Here is a 22374-nt window from a genome sequence, read left to right as displayed (position 1 = left end):
ATGTTCGATCTTAAAAACAGCTTAAAAAAACAGAGCGGAAAAATCTCTCAACCTCTACTGATTGGTTTTGTCATCGGCGCAACCGTACTCCTCAGTATTTTCTTGATCTTGTCGGGTAAGAATAAATCTGAAACATCAGATGAACATGCAGAGGAAGAAGGCGCAGAGGAACATGGAAGTGAAGAACATGGCGGTGAAACCGAAGAGCATGCAGAAGGCGTGAGCCTGACGGCCAAGCAACTGGTGGAACAGGGCATACAGTTATCAGCGGTCGATCAAGGTCCGGTGGTTAAATTAAGTTCTTATCCTGCCAAACTGAATGTGAATACGGATCAGCAAGCGCATGTCTCACCGAGTTTTAGCGGTCATGTAGAAAATGTTTATGTAGAACTCGGCCAAAAAGTTCAGAAAGGGCAGCCTTTGGCTACATTGCTTGTTCCTGATCTAGTTGATCAGCAGGCCAATCTTAAAATTGAACAAACCAATCTGGAACTGGCGAAACAAGACTTTGAGCGTGAGCGTCAATTGTGGTCACAGGGTATCTCAGCAAAACAGGACTATCAACGGGCTTATAACAGTTATAAACGGGCACAAATTCAGGTTCAAGCGGCCCAATCACGTTTAAGCGCATTTGGTGCAGTGAATGCCAGTAACGGACGCTATATTTTGAAAGCTCCCATTTCTGGCGTGATCAGTAAAAAGGATTTGGTTCTCGGGGAAAATGTTCAGTTAGCCGATCAACTCTTTACGATAGACCGGTTAGATCAACTCTGGCTTGAGTTTATTGTTCCAAATTCTGAAATTATGGGCTTAGCCCCGAATCAAAAGATCGAATTTAAATCCTTGCAAACGGAAAAGGTCTACAGGGCAGTTATTCAGACTTTAAATACTGAAGCGGATATTCAAACAGGTCGTCTTCAGGTGCGAGCAAAAGTTGAATCGAATGCAACCGAATTACGTCCAAACTTGATGGTGAACGTACAGTTGCAACAACGGAGTGAAAGTACCGCATTACGGGTACTTAAGTCCGCAGTTCAGAATGTCGATGGAAAAGATGTGGTTTTTGTCGCCACTCAGCATGGACAAAAAGTTGAATTCAGTCCGCAACCTGTGAAATTAGGGCAATCATCTGGGGAGAGCCAATGGATTGAAGTGGTGAGTGGGCTTAGTCAGGGACAAAAATATGCCGCTCAAGGCAGTTTTTTACTGAAATCCGAGCTGGAAAAAGGAGAGGCTTCACATGAGCACTGAAACTCCTCAAATTCCAGACCACGAATCGGTAAAACCTGAAGGACTGTTTGATCGACTGATCCAGTTTTCTATCCATAACGCAATCTGGGTCATGCTGTTTATTGCGGCTTGGATTGCTATTGGTATTTATAGTTATCAAAAGTTACCGATTGATGCTGTACCAGATATTACCAATACTCAGGTGCAGATTAACACTTCAGCCAATGGTTTTACGGCTTTAGAAATGGAACAGCGGATTACATATCCAATCGAGAATGCCATGTCAGGCATGCCGAAAATGGAACAAACCCGTTCGATTTCACGCTACGGCTTATCGCAAGTGACCATCATTTTTGAAGATGGCACGGATATTTACTGGGCCAGACAGCTTATCAACCAGCGCTTGCAAGAAGCAATGGGAGAAATGCCTGAAGATGTGCAACCTAACATGTCGCCTATTTCGACAGGTTTAGGTGAAATCTATCAATGGGTGATTAAAGCCGAACCAAATGCTAAAAAGCCGGATGGAACCCCTTATTCGGCGATGGATTTACGTGAAATTCAGGATTGGATTGTAAGACCGCAATTACAGCGCGTAAAAGGCGTTGCTGAGATCAACAGTATCGGTGGCTTTAATAAAACCTATGTGGTTGCCCCTGATCTGAACCGATTGCAACAATTGCAAATTCCTTTGTCTGATTTACAAACTGCCTTAACAGAGAATAATGAAAACCGTGGTGCTGGCTATATTGAGAAAAATGGACAACAGCTAACGGTTCGTGTTCCCGGCACTTTAAACACGATTGAAGATATCCAGAACATCAGTATTGCCAATAAAAACGGCTATCCGATTCGGGTGGCAGATGTCGCCAATGTCTCAATTGGTCATGACTTAAGAACAGGGGCTGCAACCTATAATGGTGAAGAAACTGTATTGGGTATTGCCATGATGATGATGGGAGAAAATAGCCGTACCGTTGCTCAAGCCATTGATGAAAAGGTGCAATCGATCCAGCAATCGCTACCTAAAGGTGTGGTGATTGAGACTGTGTATGACCGTACGCATTTGGTTGATCGGGCGATCAAAACCGTTCAGAAAAATTTGATTGAGGGTGCAATCCTCGTCATTGTTATTTTATTTCTCTTTCTAGGTAATTTCCGTGCTGCGCTGATCACGGCTTGCGTTATTCCACTGTCAATGCTGTTTACCTTGACGGGAATGGCAGAGCAGAAGATTAGTGCAAATCTGATGAGTTTAGGGGCACTGGACTTCGGTATTATTATTGATGGTGCAGTGGTTATTGTAGAAAACTGTATCCGTCGGCTAGCAGAAGCTCAGAAGCTGAAAGGTGGTTTACTTAGCCGTTCTGAAAGATTTAAAGAAGTCTTCTTGGCTGCAAAACAGGCGCGTCGTCCTCTGATTTTTGGACAGTTAATTATTTTGGTGGTTTATCTACCTATCTTTACCCTGACGGGTGTAGAAGCCAAACTTTTCCATCCTATGGCAATGACTGTTGTACTGGCTTTAATTGGGGCCATGATTTTATCTGTCACTTTTGTGCCAGCCGCAGTTGCCCTATTTGTCACTGGAGAAGTCAAGGAAACCGAAAGTCGCTGGATGCATTGGCTTAAAACCAAATATGAACTGCTTTTAGATAAAGCCTATGAGCTTCGTTTATTTGTGACTATTGTGGCTGCCTGTATTTTAGTGCTTACGGGCGTGCTAGCCACTCAAACAGGTAGCGAGTTTGCACCTCAACTGGGTGAAGGTGATTTTGCTGTTCAGCAAATGCGTTCCCCAAGTACAGGGTTAGAACAGTCACTGAGAATGCAGGAAAATACTGAAAAGTTACTGTTGAAAGAATTTCCTGAAATTAAAGCGATCTTTGCTCGTACCGGTACAGCAGAAGTGGCCACAGATGTTATGCCACCCAACATTTCAGATGGCGTGGTACTGTTAAAACCTCATGATGAATGGCCTGATCCAAAACAAACGATTGATGAGCTTCGCCAAAGAATGATTACTTTCTTAGCGACATTGCCGGGAAATAACAGTGAGTTCTCGCAACCCATTGAACTGCGCTTTAACGAGTTAATTTCAGGGGTGCGAAGTGATGTGGGTGTCAAATTATTTGGTGATGACATGGAGATTCTAAATCGCGAAGCGAATAAAATTTCTCAAAAAATTAACTCAATTTCAGGCGCGACAGCCGTTAATGTAGAACAGACCAGTGGCTTACCCTTGTTGAATGTAGAGGTGGATAAGTCCAGAGCTGCACAATATGGCTTGTCGGGAAGAGCAATTCAGGATCTGGTAGCTACAAGTGTCGGTGGCCAGAATGTTGGAACAATTTTACAGGGAGACAAGCGTTTTGATTTTGTCATCCGTCTAGATGAATCCCAGCGTAGTCCTGAACAGTTAGCGGTACTTCCTATTCAATTGCCGAATGGTGGTTTAGTCCAACTGCAAGATGTGGCACGCGTTGAAAATATCCTGGGTATTAATCAGGTCAGCCGTGAAAATGGTAAACGTCGAGTGGTTATTACTGCAAATGTAGAAGGACGTGATTTAGGCTCATTCGTAACAGAGCTTCAGAGCACGTTATCCAAACAGGAATTACCAAGCGGTTATTGGATAGATTATGGCGGTCAATTTCAAAATCTGATGTCTGCAAAAGCGCGTATGCAATTGGTGGTTCCGCTCGCATTGTTGACGATCTTTATTTTATTGATGGCTGTATTCCATAATATCAAAGAAAGCTTACTGGTCTTTAGTGGTGTACCGTTTGCCTTATGTGGAGGCTTAATCGCGTTGTGGTTGCGTGACATTCCATTATCCATGTCAGCAGGGGTTGGCTTCATTGCACTATCGGGGGTGGCTGTACTGAATGGCTTAGTCATGCTCACCTTTATCAAAGAGTTGCGACAACAATATGACCTTTATTATGCAACGTGGCAGGGTGCAATTTTGCGTCTTAGACCTGTGCTGATGACCGCTTGTGTGGCGTCCCTTGGGTTTGTCCCGATGGCTTTGGCAACCGGAACTGGGGCAGAAGTACAGAGACCTTTAGCAACAGTGGTTATTGGAGGAATTATCTCCTCTACCCTGCTTACATTGGTTTTATTGCCCGTACTGTACCGCTGGATGAATGAAAAGAAAGTTTCTTAATCCAATAGATTAGTCGATTTACAGCAGAGATATTGGCTGTTATCCAATATCTCTGCTCATCATAAATAGAATAAGGAAAATATTTTATGTCAGAACATCATGATCATAGCCATGCGGTTGTTACTGAAGAAAATAGTAAGAAGTTAATGGTTGCCTTAGGTTTAACGACTACTTTTTTAATAGTAGAAGTTGTCGCTGCTTTTATTACCCAAAGTTTGGCTTTGTTATCTGATGCAGCTCATATGTTTACTGATGTAGCCGCTTTAGCTATTGCTCTTGCCGCTATCAAAATTGGTAAAAAAGCCGCAGATGATAAAAGAACTTTTGGCTATCAGCGATTTGAAATTTTAGCGGCTCTGTTTAATGCGGTGATGCTTTTTGTGGTAGCAATATATATTGTATATGAAGCTTATCAACGTTTTACGAACCCTGCTGAAATTCAAAGTGTTGAAATGATGATTGTCGCGGTCATTGGTTTGGTCGTAAATTTGATTTCAATGAAAATCCTTTCTGCTAGTGCTGAAGGAAGTCTAAATATAAAAGGTGCATATTTAGAAGTTCTTAGTGATGCTCTAGGATCGATAGGCGTGATTATCGGAGGAATAGTTATTTATTTTACCCAGTGGATGTGGGTTGATACCGTAATCGCTGTGTTAATTGGCTTCTGGGTCTTACCTCGAACTTGGATTTTATTAAAACAAAGTATTAATATTCTGCTTGAAGGAGTTCCTGATGAGATTGATATTGAGTCGTTAAGAAATGATTTATTGAAGCTAGAGGGCGTTGAAGGGATTCATCAGTTGAAAGTCTGGGCTATATCCTCAAAAAATATTCATTTAACTGCTCATTTGGTTGCTCCGAATAGCAATACAGATCAACTCTATCAAAAGGCCTTAGAAGTTCTAAAACATAATCATAATATTACTGAAATTACGTTACAAATAGAAAGTAAGGAATGTAATACATTGGAACAGCATAAACATTAAAGTGCTGCTCTTTCTACATAATGGACAGATGACTAGGCTGATAAACCTTACCATTTTCCTGTATTACACTTCTATTTATCACACGCACTTTAAACACCATCCTGAGACATTTTAAAATTACAAGAATGTAATTTATGAGTCCTCTGGGTGTTAATTCTTTAAAGTTAGAATATCTAACAAGTATTAAATGAGAGTAAATAAACATGCTATTCAAAAATAAATTTTGTACTAAATTACTGTTAATTAGTGCATTCTTTAGTATCGCAAGTTTTAGTTATGCAGATGGCGGCTTGTTATTTCTTGAAAAGAATTTAAAAGCTTCTAAAGTTGAAAATTCTAAACAAAAACAAGTTAAAAATAATGAATCAAATGAATCAAATGAATAGTTGGGTTGCATAAATAAATCAATTAGACTTATTCATTCAGCAATATAATTCCTGAATGAATAAGTTTATAACTAAAACCTATCACACCATTAGTTGAACTACATATAATTATAATATTAAAAATAAAGTATTTTTTTTAATCCCATTTCAATGGGTCATCTTTATATATCTCAATTTATGTTGTAAACATACAATGTAATTTCTAAATAAAAATATCCAATTTTTTTAAATCACTTCAGGATATAAAGCTTTAGCTATGCCAAAGCCAATTAAACCTGCTATGGCTAAATATAGGGCTTTCATGTACCACATGCCCCAAAGTACAGTTATTTTATTTGCTGAAAACTTATGTACTGGCTGACTTAAAAAATTGGTTGTTTGGTTAAATGACTTTTCAGATGCTTCAAGAGCATAATAATTTAATGCGGGGAACAAGCAAGCAACCAATAAAATAGCGATTGCGGGAAACACAAATGCTTTAGGCAGACTAAATTTTATTGCGAATTATAAAGCCGCACCTACACCAATAATGCCTAAAAAGGATTTAGTAAAGCTTGCAAAGTCTAAGCCAGTTGTGCCTGCACCTTTCCACATCAAAAAGCCTATGTGGGGCAGTAAAAAAGTTTCATACTAAGTATTAAAGTATCATACTGAGCAATAAATTCTCATACTAGATTGCTCAAAGGATTTATCTATGGCCTTACCTAAATACAATCTTGAATGGTGTCAAAACTATGCGAAACAGCATAAAGGAGAATGTCTTTCAAAAGAATATCTAGGTAGGACTGTTAAACTCCTATATAGATGTGAAAAAGGCCATGAATTTTATGCCACTCCTGCCGTTCATATACATAAAAAATCTTGGTGTAATGAATGTAGCAATAGAGATGTTGCGCATACCTATGAATTTGTTAAGGAATTTATAGAAAGTAAAGGCGGTGTTTTATTTTCTACAGAATACATCAATGTACGTCAGAAGCTTGATGTGCAATGTGAAAAGAAGCATAAATGGAATCCTACTTTTCAAAACTTATTTCACAATAACTCATGGTGTCCAGTTTGTTCTGGTACAGGTAGGCGTACCTATGGCAAACGTGTAAGGGTCATAAGCTAGTATGAAACTTTATTACTCATAAATGTTTCATGGATTCATATCTAAAGTTCCAGTATGAACATTTATTGTTTTTTCAGTTTATATGCTTTCACATAAAATCAAAGGCTTGAGAGTAAGCCAATGTGATAATTTTTTACTCTCGTACACCTAAAAGCATTTAAAAGCTTAAAAATAATTAAAAGCATATTTCATGAAAAATTGCCCTTGGTTTTCGCTTCGCTCAAACTTTATTGAATCTCGCTTTCGCTCGATTCGTCGGGGCAATTTTTGGTTCATATTTTCGTGAATTTAAGAAAAAGCAAAAGCAAGATCAAAAGCAACTCGGAATTCGCTTCGCTCATCAGCTTTTTTTTCTCGCTACGCTCGGTTTAGGAATCAAACTTGGAAAGTTCGCACCCATGCGGGATGCTCTGCCATGCAGGTGATTGATGGATAGGGAGCTTGTAATCAGGGAAAGGGATGAGCAAATTTTCTCAGTTCGCTCGTAGACACTCGCTCTGTTTAGCGACTCATGCCACGAGATTTCATTTTAGGAGCTTGTTGCTGTGCTTTGAGCTGTTGTTCTTGTCTGAGTTTCATCTATTGTTCTGCTTTGATCTCATCCACACATTTTTTAATGACTTGATAGGGCAGGTATAGAGTCTGGTATTGCTTGGCTTTGGCCGGATGTTGTTGTTGGTACTGCTTCCAGGCATGAACATCACTGGAATGTAGATCTATTAGGAAAGCCTCCTGAATGGTCACCAGTACATTTTAATTTTGGAAAAATTCCTAATTACGATAAACAAGGTGTATATGCGTTTATCAAAGGAGATTTAGTGACTTATATCGGTGTTGGGACTTCTAGAGGTGCTGGCCGTTATCGTGGTAATGGCTTAAGCGCCAGGGTAATGAAATATTGCCGATGGAATGAAGATAAAACTGAATATATTGCGATAGATCCAAGACTGAAAGATGCTGGATCCATCATTACAATAGGCTTTGAACGTGATACGGCTTATTTAGCAAATGCCTTAGAAGTTTTTCTTATCTCTAAAATCCAACCTGTCCACAATGTGGTTAAAGTTGGTATGTATGTAATTTCGCATAAGAGATTTTATGTTAAGCAAAGTTCTATAAACTAAAAAAGAATCTTTTTTGTCTAGCGCTTAAAGTATTAATATCTATGCCTATAGAGGACATCAATTTAGAGAAAACTTTCGTTTTGATTTCACTAATTTCTTTATCTAACTCACTTATATTACAGGCATCAGAGAAAGCTGCTTTATATCCGTTTGTAATGTAATTAATATCTTGAATTACATCAGGAAAATTTTTTTGCCTTTTTATATTTTTGTTTAAAGAATCATAAGCTAATAATTTCGTACTAACTCTTTCAAATGTTGAATTAGGTATAAACGATCTAAAACACTTTCCTGTATACCTAAACTCTAACCCTAAAAAATCAATAGGTTTATTTTTAACTATGTTCGTTTTAGTGCGCTCTTCCAGGTCTGGAACAGCAAGATTAATTTTTTTAAGTTCATCTTTTATTAGTAATAAATTTTGTTTAGCTTGTCCATATGATGAGCAAAATACAATTAAATCATCAGCATATCTGACATATTTTATATTTTGTACATTCATAAATTTGTCAAAGTTATATAAATAAAGAGATGCAAAGAATGAGGACATGGGCATACCTTGCCTAATTCCTTTTCCTCTTTTGGATTTTAAAAACTCAAATTCTTTAGCTTCAACTGAATACGGTGGCGGCAGTTTAATATCAATGTTTATAATTTTTTCTAGAATAAAGTCAATTTCTTTTATACCTATTTGAATATCAATATTTTTTTTAATTATTTTTCTATCTAAATTATCAAAAAATGCAGATATATCAGTCTTTAATACATGCGAATATTGATTTCTAAAGTCTAAAGCTACACATCTTGCTCTAATAGCGCCGCCCTCTTCTTTCTTAGATGAGAAATCATAATCAGTCGCTAACTTATATTTGTCCGGGTATTTTTCTCTTATATATTCTAAAGTTATTTGTTGTACTAATCGATCTTGGATAGATGGAATACATATCAGACGTAATGAACCATCTGGTTTAGGTATCAATACAGGATGTAAAGCTTGAGGAAGATATTTTCGACAAGAAAAATCTAGTAAAAGGCTTGATAAAATTTGCTCTTTTTTGGAATCAAATTCATTGAAGGAAAGATATTCAGGATAATATTTTATATCTAATAAATATTTAGGTTGTTTATTAAATAAAGCTCTAAATTTTTTAAAAAAGTGTTCTTTAAAGAACTGCTGAAAATCCATGCTCTCTTCACTGTATGCTTTACAAGGCTACCCATACAGGCTGAAAGTCTGTGTTATACGCATATCAACCTCACCGCTGTTCACTAATTTTTCGATGAAGGACGTCCATCGTGTCAAGTTCCCTGCTGATATCGGTGTGATGTGCACTACTCGGGAAGCCTCATTGAGATGTTTGCCAGAGTTTGGCAGCGTTTCAATATGACTACAAAAACCTGAGTAGTTTGGATCAAAAGCTAATTTATTATAGCATGTTATATGATCTTTTGTCAAGCATGAAATTGTAACAAGAAATGTAATCCATGCGCTGATATCCATTATGCTAGTCAATAACACAATAAAAGTGCAGATATACATGGTCACTGTAAATACTTCTTGAAACGTGATCCTGCTGCGTTGCTTATTATCAACCTTCACCTGGGCTGCCTCCATATTTTGTTTGGATTCCTCTTTAAAGCTGGTAGCAAGAGGAGCGAGTGTTATACGCATATCAACCTCACCGCTGTTCACTAATAACTCGATGAAGGACGTCCATCGTGTCAAGTTCCCTGCTGATATCGGTGTGATGTGCACTACTCGGGAAGCCTCATTGAGATGTTTGCCAGAGTTTGGCAGCGTTTCAATAAGTCAACATTAAGAAATATATCCTAAATTAATAAAAAATCTAGATATTTCTATCCTAATTATTTTTATTTAACTGGGAACAAGGCCGTTACTATCCGACTGGCTGTGCAGCGACTTTAATTCGTATCCTGGATGCACACCCAACTCTGATTTAAGAAGTCTAGAAAATAAAAACCCCGGCATCCTGATCTGCCCCCCAAAAGTTAGACAGTAAGTTAGGCAATTTCGAAGAACTGATTTCTGTATTCTACAGGGGTCAGTCCTTTTAATTTAACCTTGATTCGCTCATGGTTATAATAGTGAATATATTCTTTCACTTTTTGCTCCAATTCATCAACTGATTTAAATTCTTCTCCATAGAAACATTCAGATTTAAGTATTCCAAAGAAATCTCCATAGCAGCATTATCTAAACAATTCCCCTTACGTGACATACTTTGGGTGAGCCCTCGTTCTGCTAATTGTTTCTGGTAAAATCTTATTTGATATTGCCAACCTTGATCAGAATGGATCATTGGCTTCTCATTTATATTGAGTGTCTCTATAGCTTCTTTAAGCATATCTTTGACCAGTCCAAATACTGGTCTACGTTCCATTTGAAATGCAATGATTTCACCGTTAAACAGGTCCATGACGGGAGATAAGGGTGAGTAGACCAAGGGAATTTCACCCTTAGCCCCTCGCAGAACCGGACATGAACCTCTCAGCTCATCCGGCTCCCATTATCCAACCGATGGTAAACATCCCATTTTCCAGTGCACAAAGGCATTTGGAAAATCACGCGCAAGTCGCCCTAAGGCATATCTAGCCCGTCTTTTATGACGGGCCAAGTTTTTATACTTACGCCTCATCCAGCGTATAAGATAAGCATTCATGTGTTGCCAGATCGCTGACATTGCTGAACCATGGAATCGACCATAGTATTGCTGCCAACCTTGAAGAATTGGATTGAATATTGCAGATAAATCACTTAATTCGCGATTACACATCAGATGTAGATGCCATTTCCGAATAGTCTGTCGCATTGCTTTAAGTGCATCACGACTGACTGCAGGAGAGAAATTTACATAAACTCTTTTATACTTGTCCACAGCCTTACGGGGCCTAAACGTGTACCCGAGAAAAGTAAATTGAACATCGGGATATGCTTTACGACGATTAATATCTTGGCAATAAACAATCTTTGTCTTGTCTGGATGCAATTCGAGACCACATTCACGAATTCGTGCATCGATCTTTTGTAAAACAAGTTTGGCTTGAGATAAACTCCGACAATGAATTACGCCATCATCTGCATAACGGCAGAACCGTACACTTTGAAGATGTTTCGTAATCCACATATCAAAAGGGCTTTGTGTCATAAGCACCATCTGTATAAACAGAATCAATTGGTTCATCCAAGGGAATTTGAGCAAGTAAATCTTCGAGTACTTGAGAATCACTGACATTATTTGTGGTGAGTTGTACTGAACGTATTTGCAGGGTTTTAGCATCCATAGCAATGTGAAGCTTACGCCATTGGCGACGATATTCAGCCCCATGTTTCTTGCATTTCCATTCACCTTCACCAAGAAACTTCAAACCAGTAGAGTCTACGAGTAGATGCAGTCCATCACTACTTTTTTGATAGCTAATCGCAATATCAATATGCTTTTGTCTACGACAAAGGGTGGAATAATCCGGAGCTGTCCAATCTAATCCAGAGAGTTTAATCAGACTTTGAACAAAACCTGTGACCATACGTAAAGAGAGTCGGAATAGTAATTTGATCATTAAGCAGCATTGAAACGCTGTATCGGAGTAGGTCTGATTTCGACCTTGCTTGCCTTGTGATTGTGCATACCACTGAGTCTTTGGATCAAACCAAATGGAAATATTACCTCGGTTAATTAAGGCTCGGTTATAGGATGACCAATTGGTTGTACGGTAGATTTTAGAGGCAGGCTTATTCATTTTGAAATTATATTGCTGAATAAGCTTTTGATGCTAGGTTTGTGCAACAAAGCCCTTCTCAATTAAGACCTAGTCATAAGTTCATAAGTTCATAAGTTATGTAACTTTATAATTTCATCTTCCTGGCAAATCAATCCAGATCAGTTCTTCGTACTAGTGGAACCTGTAATTTTCAGTGCTGCGCTTCCATATATGGACAAATCCCTGACAAGCATTACCGGGAGAGGTTTCCATCGCATCACTCTCCTCAGGATTGCGTAAGTTATGTAAGTTATGTAACTTTATAATTTCATCTTCCTGGCTAATTAATCCAGATCAGTTCTTCGTACTAGTGGAACCTGTAATTTTAGTGCTGCACTTCCATATATGGACAAATCCCTGAGAAGCATTACTGGGAGGTTTCCATCGCATCACTCTCATCAGGATTACATAAGTTTTGTAAGTTGTGTAAGTTGCATAAGTTATGTAACTTTATAATTTCATCTTCCTCGCTAATTAATCCAGATCAGTTCTTCGTACTAGTGGAACCTGTAATTTTAGTGCTGCGCTTCCATATATGGACAAATCCCTGACAAGCATTACCGGGAGGTTTCCATCGCATCACTCTCATCAGGATTACATAAACTCGTAAGTTGTGTAAGTCACATAAGTTATGTAACTTTATAATTTCATCTTCCTGGCTAATTAATCCAGATCAGTTCTTCGTACTAGTGGAACCTGTAATTTTAGTGCTGCGCTTCCATATATGGACAAATCCCTGACAAGCATTACCGGGAGAGGTTTCCATCGCATCACTCTCCTCAGGATTGCGTAAGTTGTGTAAGTCACATAAGTTATGTAACTTTATAATTTCATCTTCCTCGCTAATTAATCCAGATCAGTTCTTCGTACTAGTGGAACCTGTAATTTTAGTGCTGCGCTTCCATATATGGACAAATCCCTGACAAGCATTACCGGGAGAGGTTTCCATCGCATCACTCTCCTCAGGATTGCGTAAGTTATGTAAGTTATGTAACTTTATAATTTCATCTTCCTCGCTAATTAATCCAGATCAGTTCTTCGTACTAGTGGAACCTGTAATTTTAGTGCTGCGCTTCCATATATGGACAAATCCCTGACAAGCATTACCGGGAGAGGTTTCCATCGCATCACTCTCCTCAGGATTGCGTAAGTTATGTAACTTTATAATTTCATCTTCCTCGTTAATTAATCCAGATCAGTTCTTCGTACTAGTGGAACATATAATTTTCAGTTTATAAAACTAGGGTTACCAGGGCAGACTAAATTTTTCCTATAGGTTTGTAGTGTTCAAAATAAAAATTTCTATTATTCAGGTTATGATAACTTTTCTGATTTATATTTTTCTTTATAGCCCACTTTTAACAAATCAGAATAATACTTTTTTACCTTTTCAGGGTCGAGGAGTTCAAGTGAAATCCTTTCTTTAAACGCTTCGATCTCTTCGCCTACATTGGCATATTTCCCCCCGAATTCGGGATATTTGATAAGGTCACACAATTTTTGAGCGAAAAATATAGATTGTTTTGGTGTCAGCTGATATGTCGGTTCCAGTACGTTATCACTAACAATTAAGGAAGCTTTTTGATTAAAAGAAAATTCGATATGTGTAATTGTTCTCCCTTCTTTTTTCTGCTCATAACTTACGTCGATATCAGTAAGTTTATTAATTTGATCTATGGCAACCGTCAATACACGCTTTTTGAAATCTCCCATGGTTTTATATTCATTTTCAAGTAGACCTAACTTATCACGCAATTCAACCATACTAATATATAGCTTGCCTTTGCTACGCCATCTAATCAAAAGTTCATACAGCCGTATAGCGTATACACTAGATAATTGAGAAATTTGCTTTAATTCATAACGAGTAAACTTTTCTTCAAGTTTTACAAAAAGCTGTAAAATATCAGGAGCAAAAATTAGTTGAGCACATGCAGCTTCTTTAACATAGCCAACTTTTGATACCCAACGGCTTTTGTAGACCGCTGGCTTACCTGTAACAGGATCTATGGCCTTATAGGTGAGTCTACGTTCAAATAAGTTATCACACGCTCCCTGAAGAGCCTCATAGGCCGCTTGACGACCCAAATTAAAGTGCTTCATGTATTCAGACGCATGTATTGTTAGCAATGTATCCGATGTAAGCTCTTTTTCAATTTCCCTAGCTGCAATAATTGCAACTAAAATTAAGCGTTGTTCAGACAGAGTCAATGCATAAGATGCTTCAATCAAGTTATTGTCTTTATAAATTAGATTTGCCATATTGTGATTAAAGAAATAAATTCCATTAATAGACATTAACACTTAATGTCCATTAATGGAAGATCTATTTATGCCAGGAAAACGTCCATTTAAATAAAGGAAAACGTCCATTTAAATAAAGGAAAACGTCCATTTATTGTCAGGAAAACGTCCATTTAAATAAAGGAAAGTGTCCACTTATTGTCAGGAAAACGTCCATATAAAACCTCTGAAAACTAGACTTCATAAGGCATTCAGAGGTTCTATAAATATAAATTTAAAAATATATATAAAATTAAAAAAGAACATTACTTGTGGATAACTTTTTTTTTAACTTTATTTTTCACAATAGTTGATTCATGAGATTGAAACTTGTACATTATTTTCAACAAAATTACGTAACTTACATAACTTATGATTATTTTAGTAGGTGGTGAAAAAGGCGGAGCTGGTAAAAGCTGCCTTGCCCAAAACTTAGCAGTTTATTTACAAGAAAAGAATAGAGATGTTCTGCTTCTAGATGCAGATCCTCAAGGCACAACAACTGACTGGATTAAAGAACGTGATGAGAATGAGGATTTAAAAAATATTCCATCTGTACAAGCTTCAGGCAATATTCGTCAAGTTTTAAAAGATTTATCAAAAAGATATGAAGATATTATCATTGATGCTGGTGGACAAGATTCGGAAGCATTACGTTCTGCTATGACTATAGCAACACATATGCTCTTGCCTTTTAGGCCTAAACGTAGAGATCTAAAGACTTTGGATCATATGGAACAAGTATTAAAACTGGCACGAGCAGTGAATCCAGATTTGAATGCAAGAGCAATCATTACACAATGCCCAACATTACCGTCACAAGTACAGCGAATTTTAGATGCTAAAGAAGCCTGTGTATCGTTCGGAATAAAAGCATTAGACCACATCACGACAAATCGAAATGTTTATGATGATGCAGATGAAAATGGCTTATCTGTTTTTGAAGTAACAAGTGATCCTAAGGCAAAAGCAGAAATTGAAGGGATAGCTCAAGAGTTTTTAGGAGTATAACTATGGCAGGTCTTAGCGGTTTAAAAAAGAAAACTGACGAGCTTTCAGATCAGGATAAACTGGTTGAAAATTTCATATCGGGAGCTGATAAAAGAGTTAAGGATCTAGAAGTTTCACAAAAGAAATTCGTTCGTTGTACCTTTTCTTTAAACCAAGAATTAAGTGAATTAATTGATGAGTTAATTATCAAAAGTAATAACGCTCGTGTTAACAGATCTAGTATTGTAAGAATAGCTTTAGAGTCACTGGCAGAGCAGAATTTAGAAGATTTTAAGCAGCTCGTTGATAAAAGTTTTAAATAAAATAGAGAATGGAAGAGGTTATTCAATCTATAAGATTAAATAACCTAACTTCATAACTTCATAACTTCATAACTTCATAACTTCATAACTTCATAACTTTACTGGCAAATAATTTAAATATTTTGATTTGTTGATAAACCTTATATAGACATCGCGATACTTTGATATTGGAAAATCAAATGGTAAAGTTATTACGTGATATATCACGTTAACTCATTGAGCTGTTCTGTGTTAGCTGGATATAAACATATAACATCATAATCGGTATTTTTAGGCTAAAGATATTCTGTTGGGCCTAAGTAGTAAATTTAGAAATTAACCATTTCAACTGTATTGAGCTTGTATAGCCAGTATCGATTGAGAGAGTCATGATAGAAAAAATTAGGCATGCAAAAAAAACACCTGAAGTTCTAACTGAAGTTTTCACCAAGTTAAGTTACGTTTTGATATTAGATTTACCAGATTTTATTCAAGATTTTGTATTGGATCTTAAAAATAAGATGGATGATGAAATCAAAAGAATGCTTGACCAAGCAGCAAAAGACAATCAAGACGTTGATGAATTTGAAATTTTAAAGTGGTTACTCGATACAATTGATGTAGCTCCTGAAGAAACTGAAGAGGTTAAAAAGCACCAACATAAAGAGGTGCATGCTGTGCTATTTACTTGTTTTTTTATTCAATTGTCCGAGGCCTTAAGTCTGAAGTTATCAGAACATATGAGAGTGGAGTCAAAACCGCAGCGTTGTGTTAAAAAATTGACTCAAAGAACTTATAAAAAATATTTTGGTTTGCCTAAAAACTTCAAGCTCAAGTTAGAACGAAACCTGAAAATCAATTTTTACCCTGAAAAATTATGGTAACTGTATGACTAATACTGATGGATTGTCAGATCTACACGAAGAAATCAAAGTATTGGAAAAGTGGGTAAATCAGTCACTTGGTGAAAAAAAAGCTATTTTCAAAGATTTCGACGTTCAAAATAAGAATGAGTTGTATGCTGCTGCAGAAAAAATCCAGGTTACTATTAAAAAAAAGAGAATTGTGACGGAACATAAAATTCTGGCTGGTTTAACTCAATGGACTAAAATTGAACAAGAAGGGCATCAGTATGGTTATCTGTTGACTGGATTAATTTGTGAAATGCTCAAAGAACTTATCATTTTACCGAATTCTAGTTCTAAAGATAAAGAGCCTATCACAAACACAAAACTGATAGATTTTAAGCGAATAGTAGATGATGAAAGAGTACATAAGAAATTTAATCAACTATGTTATGCATTAAAACTGTTACTGCAGAACCAATTTAAAGACCGTAGGGAAAAAAAAATACCATGTGACAAAATTACCAATGAAATTAAAAAAATCGATGAATTTAACACCAGAAATTTTAAAGAATTTTTAACTGGTGAAGAGGTGCAAAAGCACTCCATCTCATTAGATTTAGACCGTTACATTGAGCAATTTTGTATTGTCTGTAATGAGCTTAACAACAGGGAATTAAATTCATCGAAGAAACTTAGTATCAAGGATTTGATAAAAAGAATAAAAAAGGAGATTGATGTAACAAACCACTCAGGGTCATCTCCTATTTATATAGAAAATGATGACACAGAAGTCGAGATAGATGAAAAATCAGCAACTATTCTTGATCCTACACATGATGATATCAGTAAGCGTGCAAGTTCTATGATATCCGATGAAAAGCTCAAAAAAATTATTCAGAGACGTGAAGTCCCATTTGTAAGTAATCCACTTTATCTAGCACCCAGTTTATTACATCAGGTATACAACGTATTGCACGATTGTTATCAGGATAAAATGCTCAAAGAAAATAGTACAATCTTTTATGATCAATCTTCTTTGGCATTATGTGGCATGATGTCACTGCTGACTGGTCTGAGTCCTACTATCTTTAAAGATATTAATAATTTGATTGAAAAAGGAAAAATATTAGAAAAAACAAAAGTAAAAAGAATAAAAAAAACAAAAGTAGCAGAAGAAACAGAAGTAATCGAAGTATCTTATTATTGGGTGATTGATCCAAAGTTGAATGTAAATCATTCGGGCATTATGAGTGATAAATTACAGCGCTATAACAAAGCATCCACTTATAAATGGCATATTCCTAGTGCTTGGATTATTCAATTAAAAAAAAATGCTATTCAAGAACTATCTGTTCCTGAATACAATCGTTTTTTAAGGCAGCTTTTCAAACCGTATAATTTGGACAAGATTTCATGTGGAATTTTAGAAAAGCAAATATATTTCCATCTGAATATGCAGACAGGTGATGATCTCGTAGCACACTTAATGGCAAATCACGATACGAATCATGTGGTTAATTGGTCCTATGAAGGGCGTAATATTGAAGAGATAAATAGACATTTTAAAAGATACATTGATTGTTTAATAAACCGAAAAAAAGGTGATCTATGGAAAAAAGAGCAGCATCCGGGTTATATCTTTGACCGAGAACAACGTATAGGTAGTCAGCGTTGCTGGACTATCAAAGCAGCAACTCAATTTTTTAAAAATCTTTATGCTTATGTACAGACTACTTTAACGAATGATGAAGCCAATCGGATTGAGAAATTAAATGCTTATAGCATTTGGATGTGGCATCTGTCTTTAATTTGCCTCACGGTACGACCCACGATGGGTATGCCAGGTTTGATCAAAAATTATGATTCAAAATCAAAATTTATCTATATTCATGACAAAAAAATTGGTTCACGACAAGAAGGTCGTTTAGTGCCTGTAGTAGGTTATTGGCAAAAGCATTTCGATGCATACAGAGAGTATATAGATAAGACAATCACTGCATTAGGCATGAAATATTTGCAGGAGCAGTGGAAAAAAAATGAATTCATGCTGTGTATTCTTATCCATCCTCAACTGACTTCCAAAAAGCATAGCGTTGACTTTATAGAAATAGCAGACAATCTTACTTTGGCACCAATGTCAGCAGCTTTTGTGACGCATTACTTGAAAGAAACAGTTCAGATTTATAAAAACTGGCCAAGGCATTTTAGCAAAAACCATCTTGAACTCAGCAGTGATATTCATAATACCCTTTATGCACATGATAGTATTGCCATGGGGTTTGGCCATACTTCATCCTTAAGTCCTTTTCATTACAAAACAGAAATTCAACAACAGGTTGAAGTGTTACTGAAAAAATTAGAAATTTTGGAGCTAGACTTGTTTACCCAGGAAAAATCGCGTGATTAACAAAGAACTAAATCAAGAGATTCTAGAGCAATTACAAAATGCGATTGAAACAGAAACAAAAGCAATTTTTAATCAAATTTCTGAGCTGATTGATCATAAATATACTCAGAAAAAGGTGAATGGTGTCGAGATTGATTTTAAACTTCTTGATCAACGAATTGCTGATAAATTTACAAACTATCAGCAAGTTTTAATAAAAGTTTGTGAGCATTCCCAGCTCAAAAAATATTTCCGCTCTTACCTCAAGGAGTGTTTTAAACACTTTAAAATTATTTGTGAACAAGAGTATCAGGAGTGGCAAAAAAAAAATCCAGATCATGCAAAAATTTACGATATTAAATTACCAGATTGGAAAATAGCAACATTACCGCGCCGCGATAATATTTTAACAGAGGACAAGTTGTGTTATGGAGCTATTCTTGCTGATTTTAAGGAAAAATTTTATGAAAAGTGGAGCTATTCTCTTAATAAAAAGACTCAAAATATAAGTTTACAATCTACAGTTGAAGCTCAGCAAAACTTAGTAAACATATTATTTGAATGTCTATGTATATCATTAATTTTCGATCAAGGATGTATTCATCCTGAACGGCTTATTGCAATTCATGATGCAATTTTTGAAATGAATCTAGACAGTGGACTGTTGCCAATTTACTCTGGTTCAAAGAATCATGCCTACGTTTTCTCATACACTCTCTCATCTCAAAAATATGGCAATTTCTACCGTTATGATAGCCAAGGAGATGTGGAATTATGGCAAACACAGCAAATATATTTTAACGCAATCTCAATGCTTTGTTATTTGCGTATCCGAGAGCATCTTCATGGTAACCAAGGTTATGCATTACAGTTTACATCGCCTCTTAGTATTTGGCAGCAAACACACGATGATCAAGATCAAAAAGTTAAGCGGGAAGATTTACTTTATAAGCGGCTAAAAGCACATTTTAAAGATGTTGTTCCTGATCATCAATTTATCAAAGAGTTTGAGCGACGCCGTTTTTCTGCTTTCAAGCATATTGATTATGTTCTTTGGCAGGAGATTCCAAATTTAGATCTATTGAGTACAAGTGTACTTAATAACAAAATTATCACTACGCCTTTGATATATGAACAGCATATAGCTATTTATCATCAGCTTGATACCTGGAAAACGATTCAAGAAAGAATTGAAAATACTCATCACACTGTAGAACTTTCTGTTTCTACTAGTGGTCAGAACGTTAAAGTTTATAATGATAAACGGATGGGTAAACGTAATGATATAAAATCATTGCTTTTATCATTTAGTGAAGATGGTAAAGAGTTGACACTAGCCAAGTTTAATGAAGCTTTGAACGCAAGTATTAATAAATCAGAGGGCGATATACGTTCCTATGAAGCTGGAGAGGGGGAATATATTGATTATGTGGTGGCAATTGCACATTTACGGATATGCCAATGGTTAAAGTATGAGCTAGGTTACAATTCTGGCTCTGGTAAAGCATCACTTCAGGTGGCATCGATAAAACGTTATTATCACAGCTTCGTTTCTGACTTTTTAATTTACATTTTAGAATATCAAATAAATTTGAATAATGCCATCGAAGAACAATTTGAAGAAATGTATGAGTACCTTATTTTAGAAAAATCAATGAAAGATCAGGAAAAGCAGGAAACAATCGCTGAGAAAAATGATAATAAAAAGCACGACACCTCTGGCTATTCTTTCGCGAGGTTAAAAACATTTCATCAGTATTTGGTCAACAAGCATGATGCACCAGTAGTAGCGTACTTGTATGAACATCAGAGAGACAGCGGGAAATTTTTAAAAACACGGACCATTAGTCCGCAGATGTTTGAATTAATGATGAAAATTGTGAAAAATTATCCACACATTTTAGGCATTTCAGGGAATGACATAGTTGCATTGCAATGGGTCTATCGACTCACATTTAGACTAGGTTTGCGTGTTGATGAAGTGACAGGCATCCGTCTCAATGATTTTGACTCTGCACAGCTTCGAAGTCATCTTAAAAATAATCGTTTATATTACGAAGCAAAGTCAGATCCTAAAGATACGACTTCAAATGAATCATCCAATTCAGATATTGAAAATCTGGTTTTAAAAATTCATTCCAACTCTCACCGTAATGTTAAAAACGAAAATGCAAATCGTCAGTTTGATTTATCCTATTTTTTAAATCCAAATGAATTTAAAGAGTTCTGTGATTTTTATAAAAAATATTTAGCTGCTTCTTTGAGCGAAGCGGAATTACAAGTACAGAACACATTACTCTTCACCTTTGAAAATCAACAATTATCAAAAATCACTAGGAGCTTGTTTAATCTGGTATTAGGGACAAGTGATCATTCATATACATTTCACGCATTTAGGCATAGTGCTGCATCACACTTAGCAATTTTATTGAAAGGCAGCCACCAGCTTATCTGTAGCTTTACTGACTATGACTCTAGGTTTGTAGGTAGGCTTAAAAAGCATATATTGCAAAATATCGATCATGCATCATTACATAGCGCAGATGTATGGCAACGTTTAGCACATCTAATGGGGCATGAAGACTTTAACGTAACCGCAAGTAGCTATATACATCATCTTAATATTTTAATTGCAGACATGTTTTATACAGCAAAACGTGAATATCAGCCTGAATTGATTGGTGCATTACTAAAAAATAGCAAAATTATTAATGCTCAATTTAAATCCTTAAAGATATCTGAGGATGAATCAGCTTTTAACATTCTTCAAAAATCTAAGTTTTTTTTAAAGGTTTTTGAAAAACATAATGATCCAAAGCAATTCTTAAAAAAAGATGAAATTGAAAAAAAACAAATGAGTTTTTTATATCCAAAAAGATTTCTAGAATCATATCAGGAATGGAAAGCAAATGACCGGATCATAAATCCTGAAGACCAGCTTGTTAAATTAATAAAGTCAATTAGTAGACAATTTTATATTTATAAAGATAAAGAAATAGCTAGAAGTGAGGAGCGTGATCTGCAAGAAATGGATTTAAATTGGGAGCGAATGATCAATTGGTCGTATTTATATGGAATATGCCATCCATTCATAATTGACAAAGAAATTACCCAAAAAGAAATTAAAAATTTTTATTATATTTTGGAAAATAAAATTTCATTGAAAAGTGATCGATCAGTTTTAGTTTTTGAAGCAGTCTGTCAAAAAGATTTAAAATTGTACGATTCATTTGTGGAGTTTATTACCAAAATATATTCGAACGTAGAATCCTACTTAGATATAGAAAAATCAAGTTCAAGTGATTTTGATAAAAAAATAGGGAGTGAAGTTAAAATAAAATATTATAAAATTAGTAATAAAAAAGCAGATTCAAAGCATCATCTGATACAAAAAGTTGTACTACAAAGTATCTTTTTTAAGATGAAATGCCTTGGAGTACCTTCCCTGGGTCAAAAGAAAATGGTCTAAAATGTTTTACCGGAGAAGTAGGGGGGCTACAGTTTTTTTATATTAAAAAAATATATAAAAAACAGCGCTATATAACTTTAGGTAATTCATGTTTGATTATTTTTTCATTATTTATGTAAGGTTCCTCTTTTTTTTGGTCAAAAAAAAGGGACACTAAGAGCGAGATGTGTACTCTGTGAGGTTGATTTTTGATAATTTTTTTCTTGAGAATAGCCTGGATAGGCTAGACGAGAGATTATCAAAAAAAAATACTCAATAAATAAAAAGATTTTGTATGACTCACAGAAGAAAATAATATTAAATTTAA

General features: G+C 35.9%; 15 protein-coding genes and 4 pseudogenes. 12 read left to right on the top strand and 7 right to left on the bottom strand.

The annotated features are described in order from the left end of the window. From J502_RS11250 to J502_RS11225, 5 genes are all read left to right on the top strand, one after another. The gene (locus J502_RS11250; RefSeq protein ID WP_005404759.1) at positions 1 to 1251 is read left to right on the top strand and encodes an efflux RND transporter periplasmic adaptor subunit; all 1251 of its coding nucleotides are present in this window, start codon (positions 1 to 3) and stop codon (positions 1249 to 1251) included. Further along, positions 1241 to 4399 (top strand): efflux RND transporter permease subunit, encoded by a 3159-nt coding sequence (locus J502_RS11245; protein ID WP_034684152.1) that lies wholly within the window; start codon positions 1241 to 1243, stop codon positions 4397 to 4399. The genes J502_RS11250 and J502_RS11245 overlap by 11 nt, the downstream gene beginning before the upstream one ends. 86 nt (positions 4400 to 4485) lie before the next feature. Further along, positions 4486 to 5385 carry a cation diffusion facilitator family transporter gene (locus tag J502_RS11240; RefSeq protein ID WP_004733183.1) on the top strand — a complete coding sequence of 300 codons (900 nt, stop codon included), beginning with the start codon at positions 4486 to 4488 and terminating at the stop codon, positions 5383 to 5385. 203 nt (positions 5386 to 5588) lie between these two features. Further along, on the top strand, positions 5589 to 5771 hold the full coding sequence (locus J502_RS11235; RefSeq protein WP_004281850.1) for a hypothetical protein: 183 nt from the start codon (positions 5589 to 5591) through the stop codon (positions 5769 to 5771). A gap of 694 nt (positions 5772 to 6465) precedes the next feature. After that, complete coding sequence (locus tag J502_RS11225; protein ID WP_004281849.1) at positions 6466 to 6885, top strand: hypothetical protein; 420 nt, start codon at positions 6466 to 6468, stop codon at positions 6883 to 6885. A gap of 501 nt (positions 6886 to 7386) precedes the next feature. Here J502_RS11225 and J502_RS16645 read toward each other — a convergent pair. Next, positions 7387 to 7581 (bottom strand): annotated as a pseudogene (locus J502_RS16645) (hypothetical protein); the annotation flags it as partial. Positions 7582 to 7703: 122 nt separating this feature from the next. On the opposite strand from J502_RS16645, the gene J502_RS17155 reads away from it, so the two are divergent. Continuing rightward, complete coding sequence (locus tag J502_RS17155) at positions 7704 to 8009, top strand: hypothetical protein (protein WP_005404756.1); 306 nt, start codon at positions 7704 to 7706, stop codon at positions 8007 to 8009. Here J502_RS17155 and J502_RS11210 read toward each other — a convergent pair. After that, positions 7999 to 9195, bottom strand: a complete 1197-nt coding sequence (locus J502_RS11210; protein ID WP_005404755.1) for a reverse transcriptase domain-containing protein — start codon at positions 9193 to 9195, stop codon at positions 7999 to 8001. The two genes, J502_RS17155 and J502_RS11210, sit on opposite strands and share 11 nt — an antisense overlap. Positions 9196 to 9222: 27 nt before the next feature. Then, the gene (locus tag J502_RS11205) at positions 9223 to 9681 is read right to left on the bottom strand and encodes a hypothetical protein (RefSeq protein WP_228127198.1); all 459 of its coding nucleotides are present in this window, start codon (positions 9679 to 9681) and stop codon (positions 9223 to 9225) included. 200 nt (positions 9682 to 9881) lie between these two features. Here J502_RS11205 and J502_RS16850 point away from each other — a divergent pair. After that, positions 9882 to 9971, top strand: a pseudogene (locus J502_RS16850) (helix-turn-helix domain-containing protein); the annotation flags it as partial. A 60-nt stretch (positions 9972 to 10031) separates the two neighbouring features. On the opposite strand, the pseudogene J502_RS16845 reads toward J502_RS16850, so the two are convergent. The 4 genes and pseudogenes from J502_RS16845 to repM form a co-directional block, all read right to left on the bottom strand. After that, positions 10032 to 10459 (bottom strand): annotated as a pseudogene (locus J502_RS16845) (IS3 family transposase); the annotation flags it as partial. A gap of 78 nt (positions 10460 to 10537) precedes the next feature. After that, positions 10538 to 11176 (bottom strand): group II intron maturase-specific domain-containing protein, encoded by a 639-nt coding sequence (locus tag J502_RS11195; protein WP_005404751.1) that lies wholly within the window; start codon positions 11174 to 11176, stop codon positions 10538 to 10540. After that, positions 11166 to 11768, bottom strand: a pseudogene (locus tag J502_RS11190) (IS5 family transposase); the annotation flags it as partial. The gene J502_RS11195 and the pseudogene J502_RS11190, both read right to left, overlap by 11 nt. 1335 nt (positions 11769 to 13103) lie before the next feature. Continuing rightward, the gene (repM, locus tag J502_RS11185) at positions 13104 to 14051 is read right to left on the bottom strand and encodes a replication initiation protein RepM (RefSeq protein WP_196432104.1); all 948 of its coding nucleotides are present in this window, start codon (positions 14049 to 14051) and stop codon (positions 13104 to 13106) included. 393 nt (positions 14052 to 14444) lie between these two features. Here repM and J502_RS11180 point away from each other — a divergent pair, with 393 nt between their 5' ends. The 5 genes from J502_RS11180 (at position 14445) to J502_RS11155 (ending at position 22067) form a co-directional block, all read left to right on the top strand. Next, the gene (locus J502_RS11180) at positions 14445 to 15083 is read left to right on the top strand and encodes an AAA family ATPase (protein ID WP_005404748.1); all 639 of its coding nucleotides are present in this window, start codon (positions 14445 to 14447) and stop codon (positions 15081 to 15083) included. A 2-nt stretch (positions 15084 to 15085) separates the two neighbouring features. Next, a complete protein-coding gene (locus J502_RS11175; protein ID WP_004969894.1) occupies positions 15086 to 15385 on the top strand; it encodes a hypothetical protein in 300 nt (99 codons plus the stop codon). 368 nt (positions 15386 to 15753) lie between these two features. Further along, positions 15754 to 16248, top strand: coding sequence for a hypothetical protein (locus J502_RS11170; protein WP_034673546.1), 495 nt, complete (start codon positions 15754 to 15756; stop codon positions 16246 to 16248). Positions 16249 to 16252: 4 nt separating this feature from the next. Next, positions 16253 to 18619 carry a hypothetical protein gene (locus tag J502_RS11160; RefSeq protein WP_005404747.1) on the top strand — a complete coding sequence of 789 codons (2367 nt, stop codon included), beginning with the start codon at positions 16253 to 16255 and terminating at the stop codon, positions 18617 to 18619. Beyond that, positions 18612 to 22067, top strand: a complete 3456-nt coding sequence (locus J502_RS11155) for a hypothetical protein (protein ID WP_005404746.1) — start codon at positions 18612 to 18614, stop codon at positions 22065 to 22067. Before J502_RS11160 ends, J502_RS11155 begins: the two co-directional genes overlap by 8 nt. The last annotated feature ends 307 nt before the right edge of the window (positions 22068 to 22374 follow it).

The sequence above is a fragment of the Acinetobacter sp. 1294596 genome (assembly GCF_000582925.1).
Lineage (GTDB): Bacteria > Pseudomonadota > Gammaproteobacteria > Pseudomonadales > Moraxellaceae > Acinetobacter > Acinetobacter radioresistens.
Note: the sequence above shows the minus strand (reverse complement) of the source record. Positions and strands in the feature narration are given on the sequence as shown.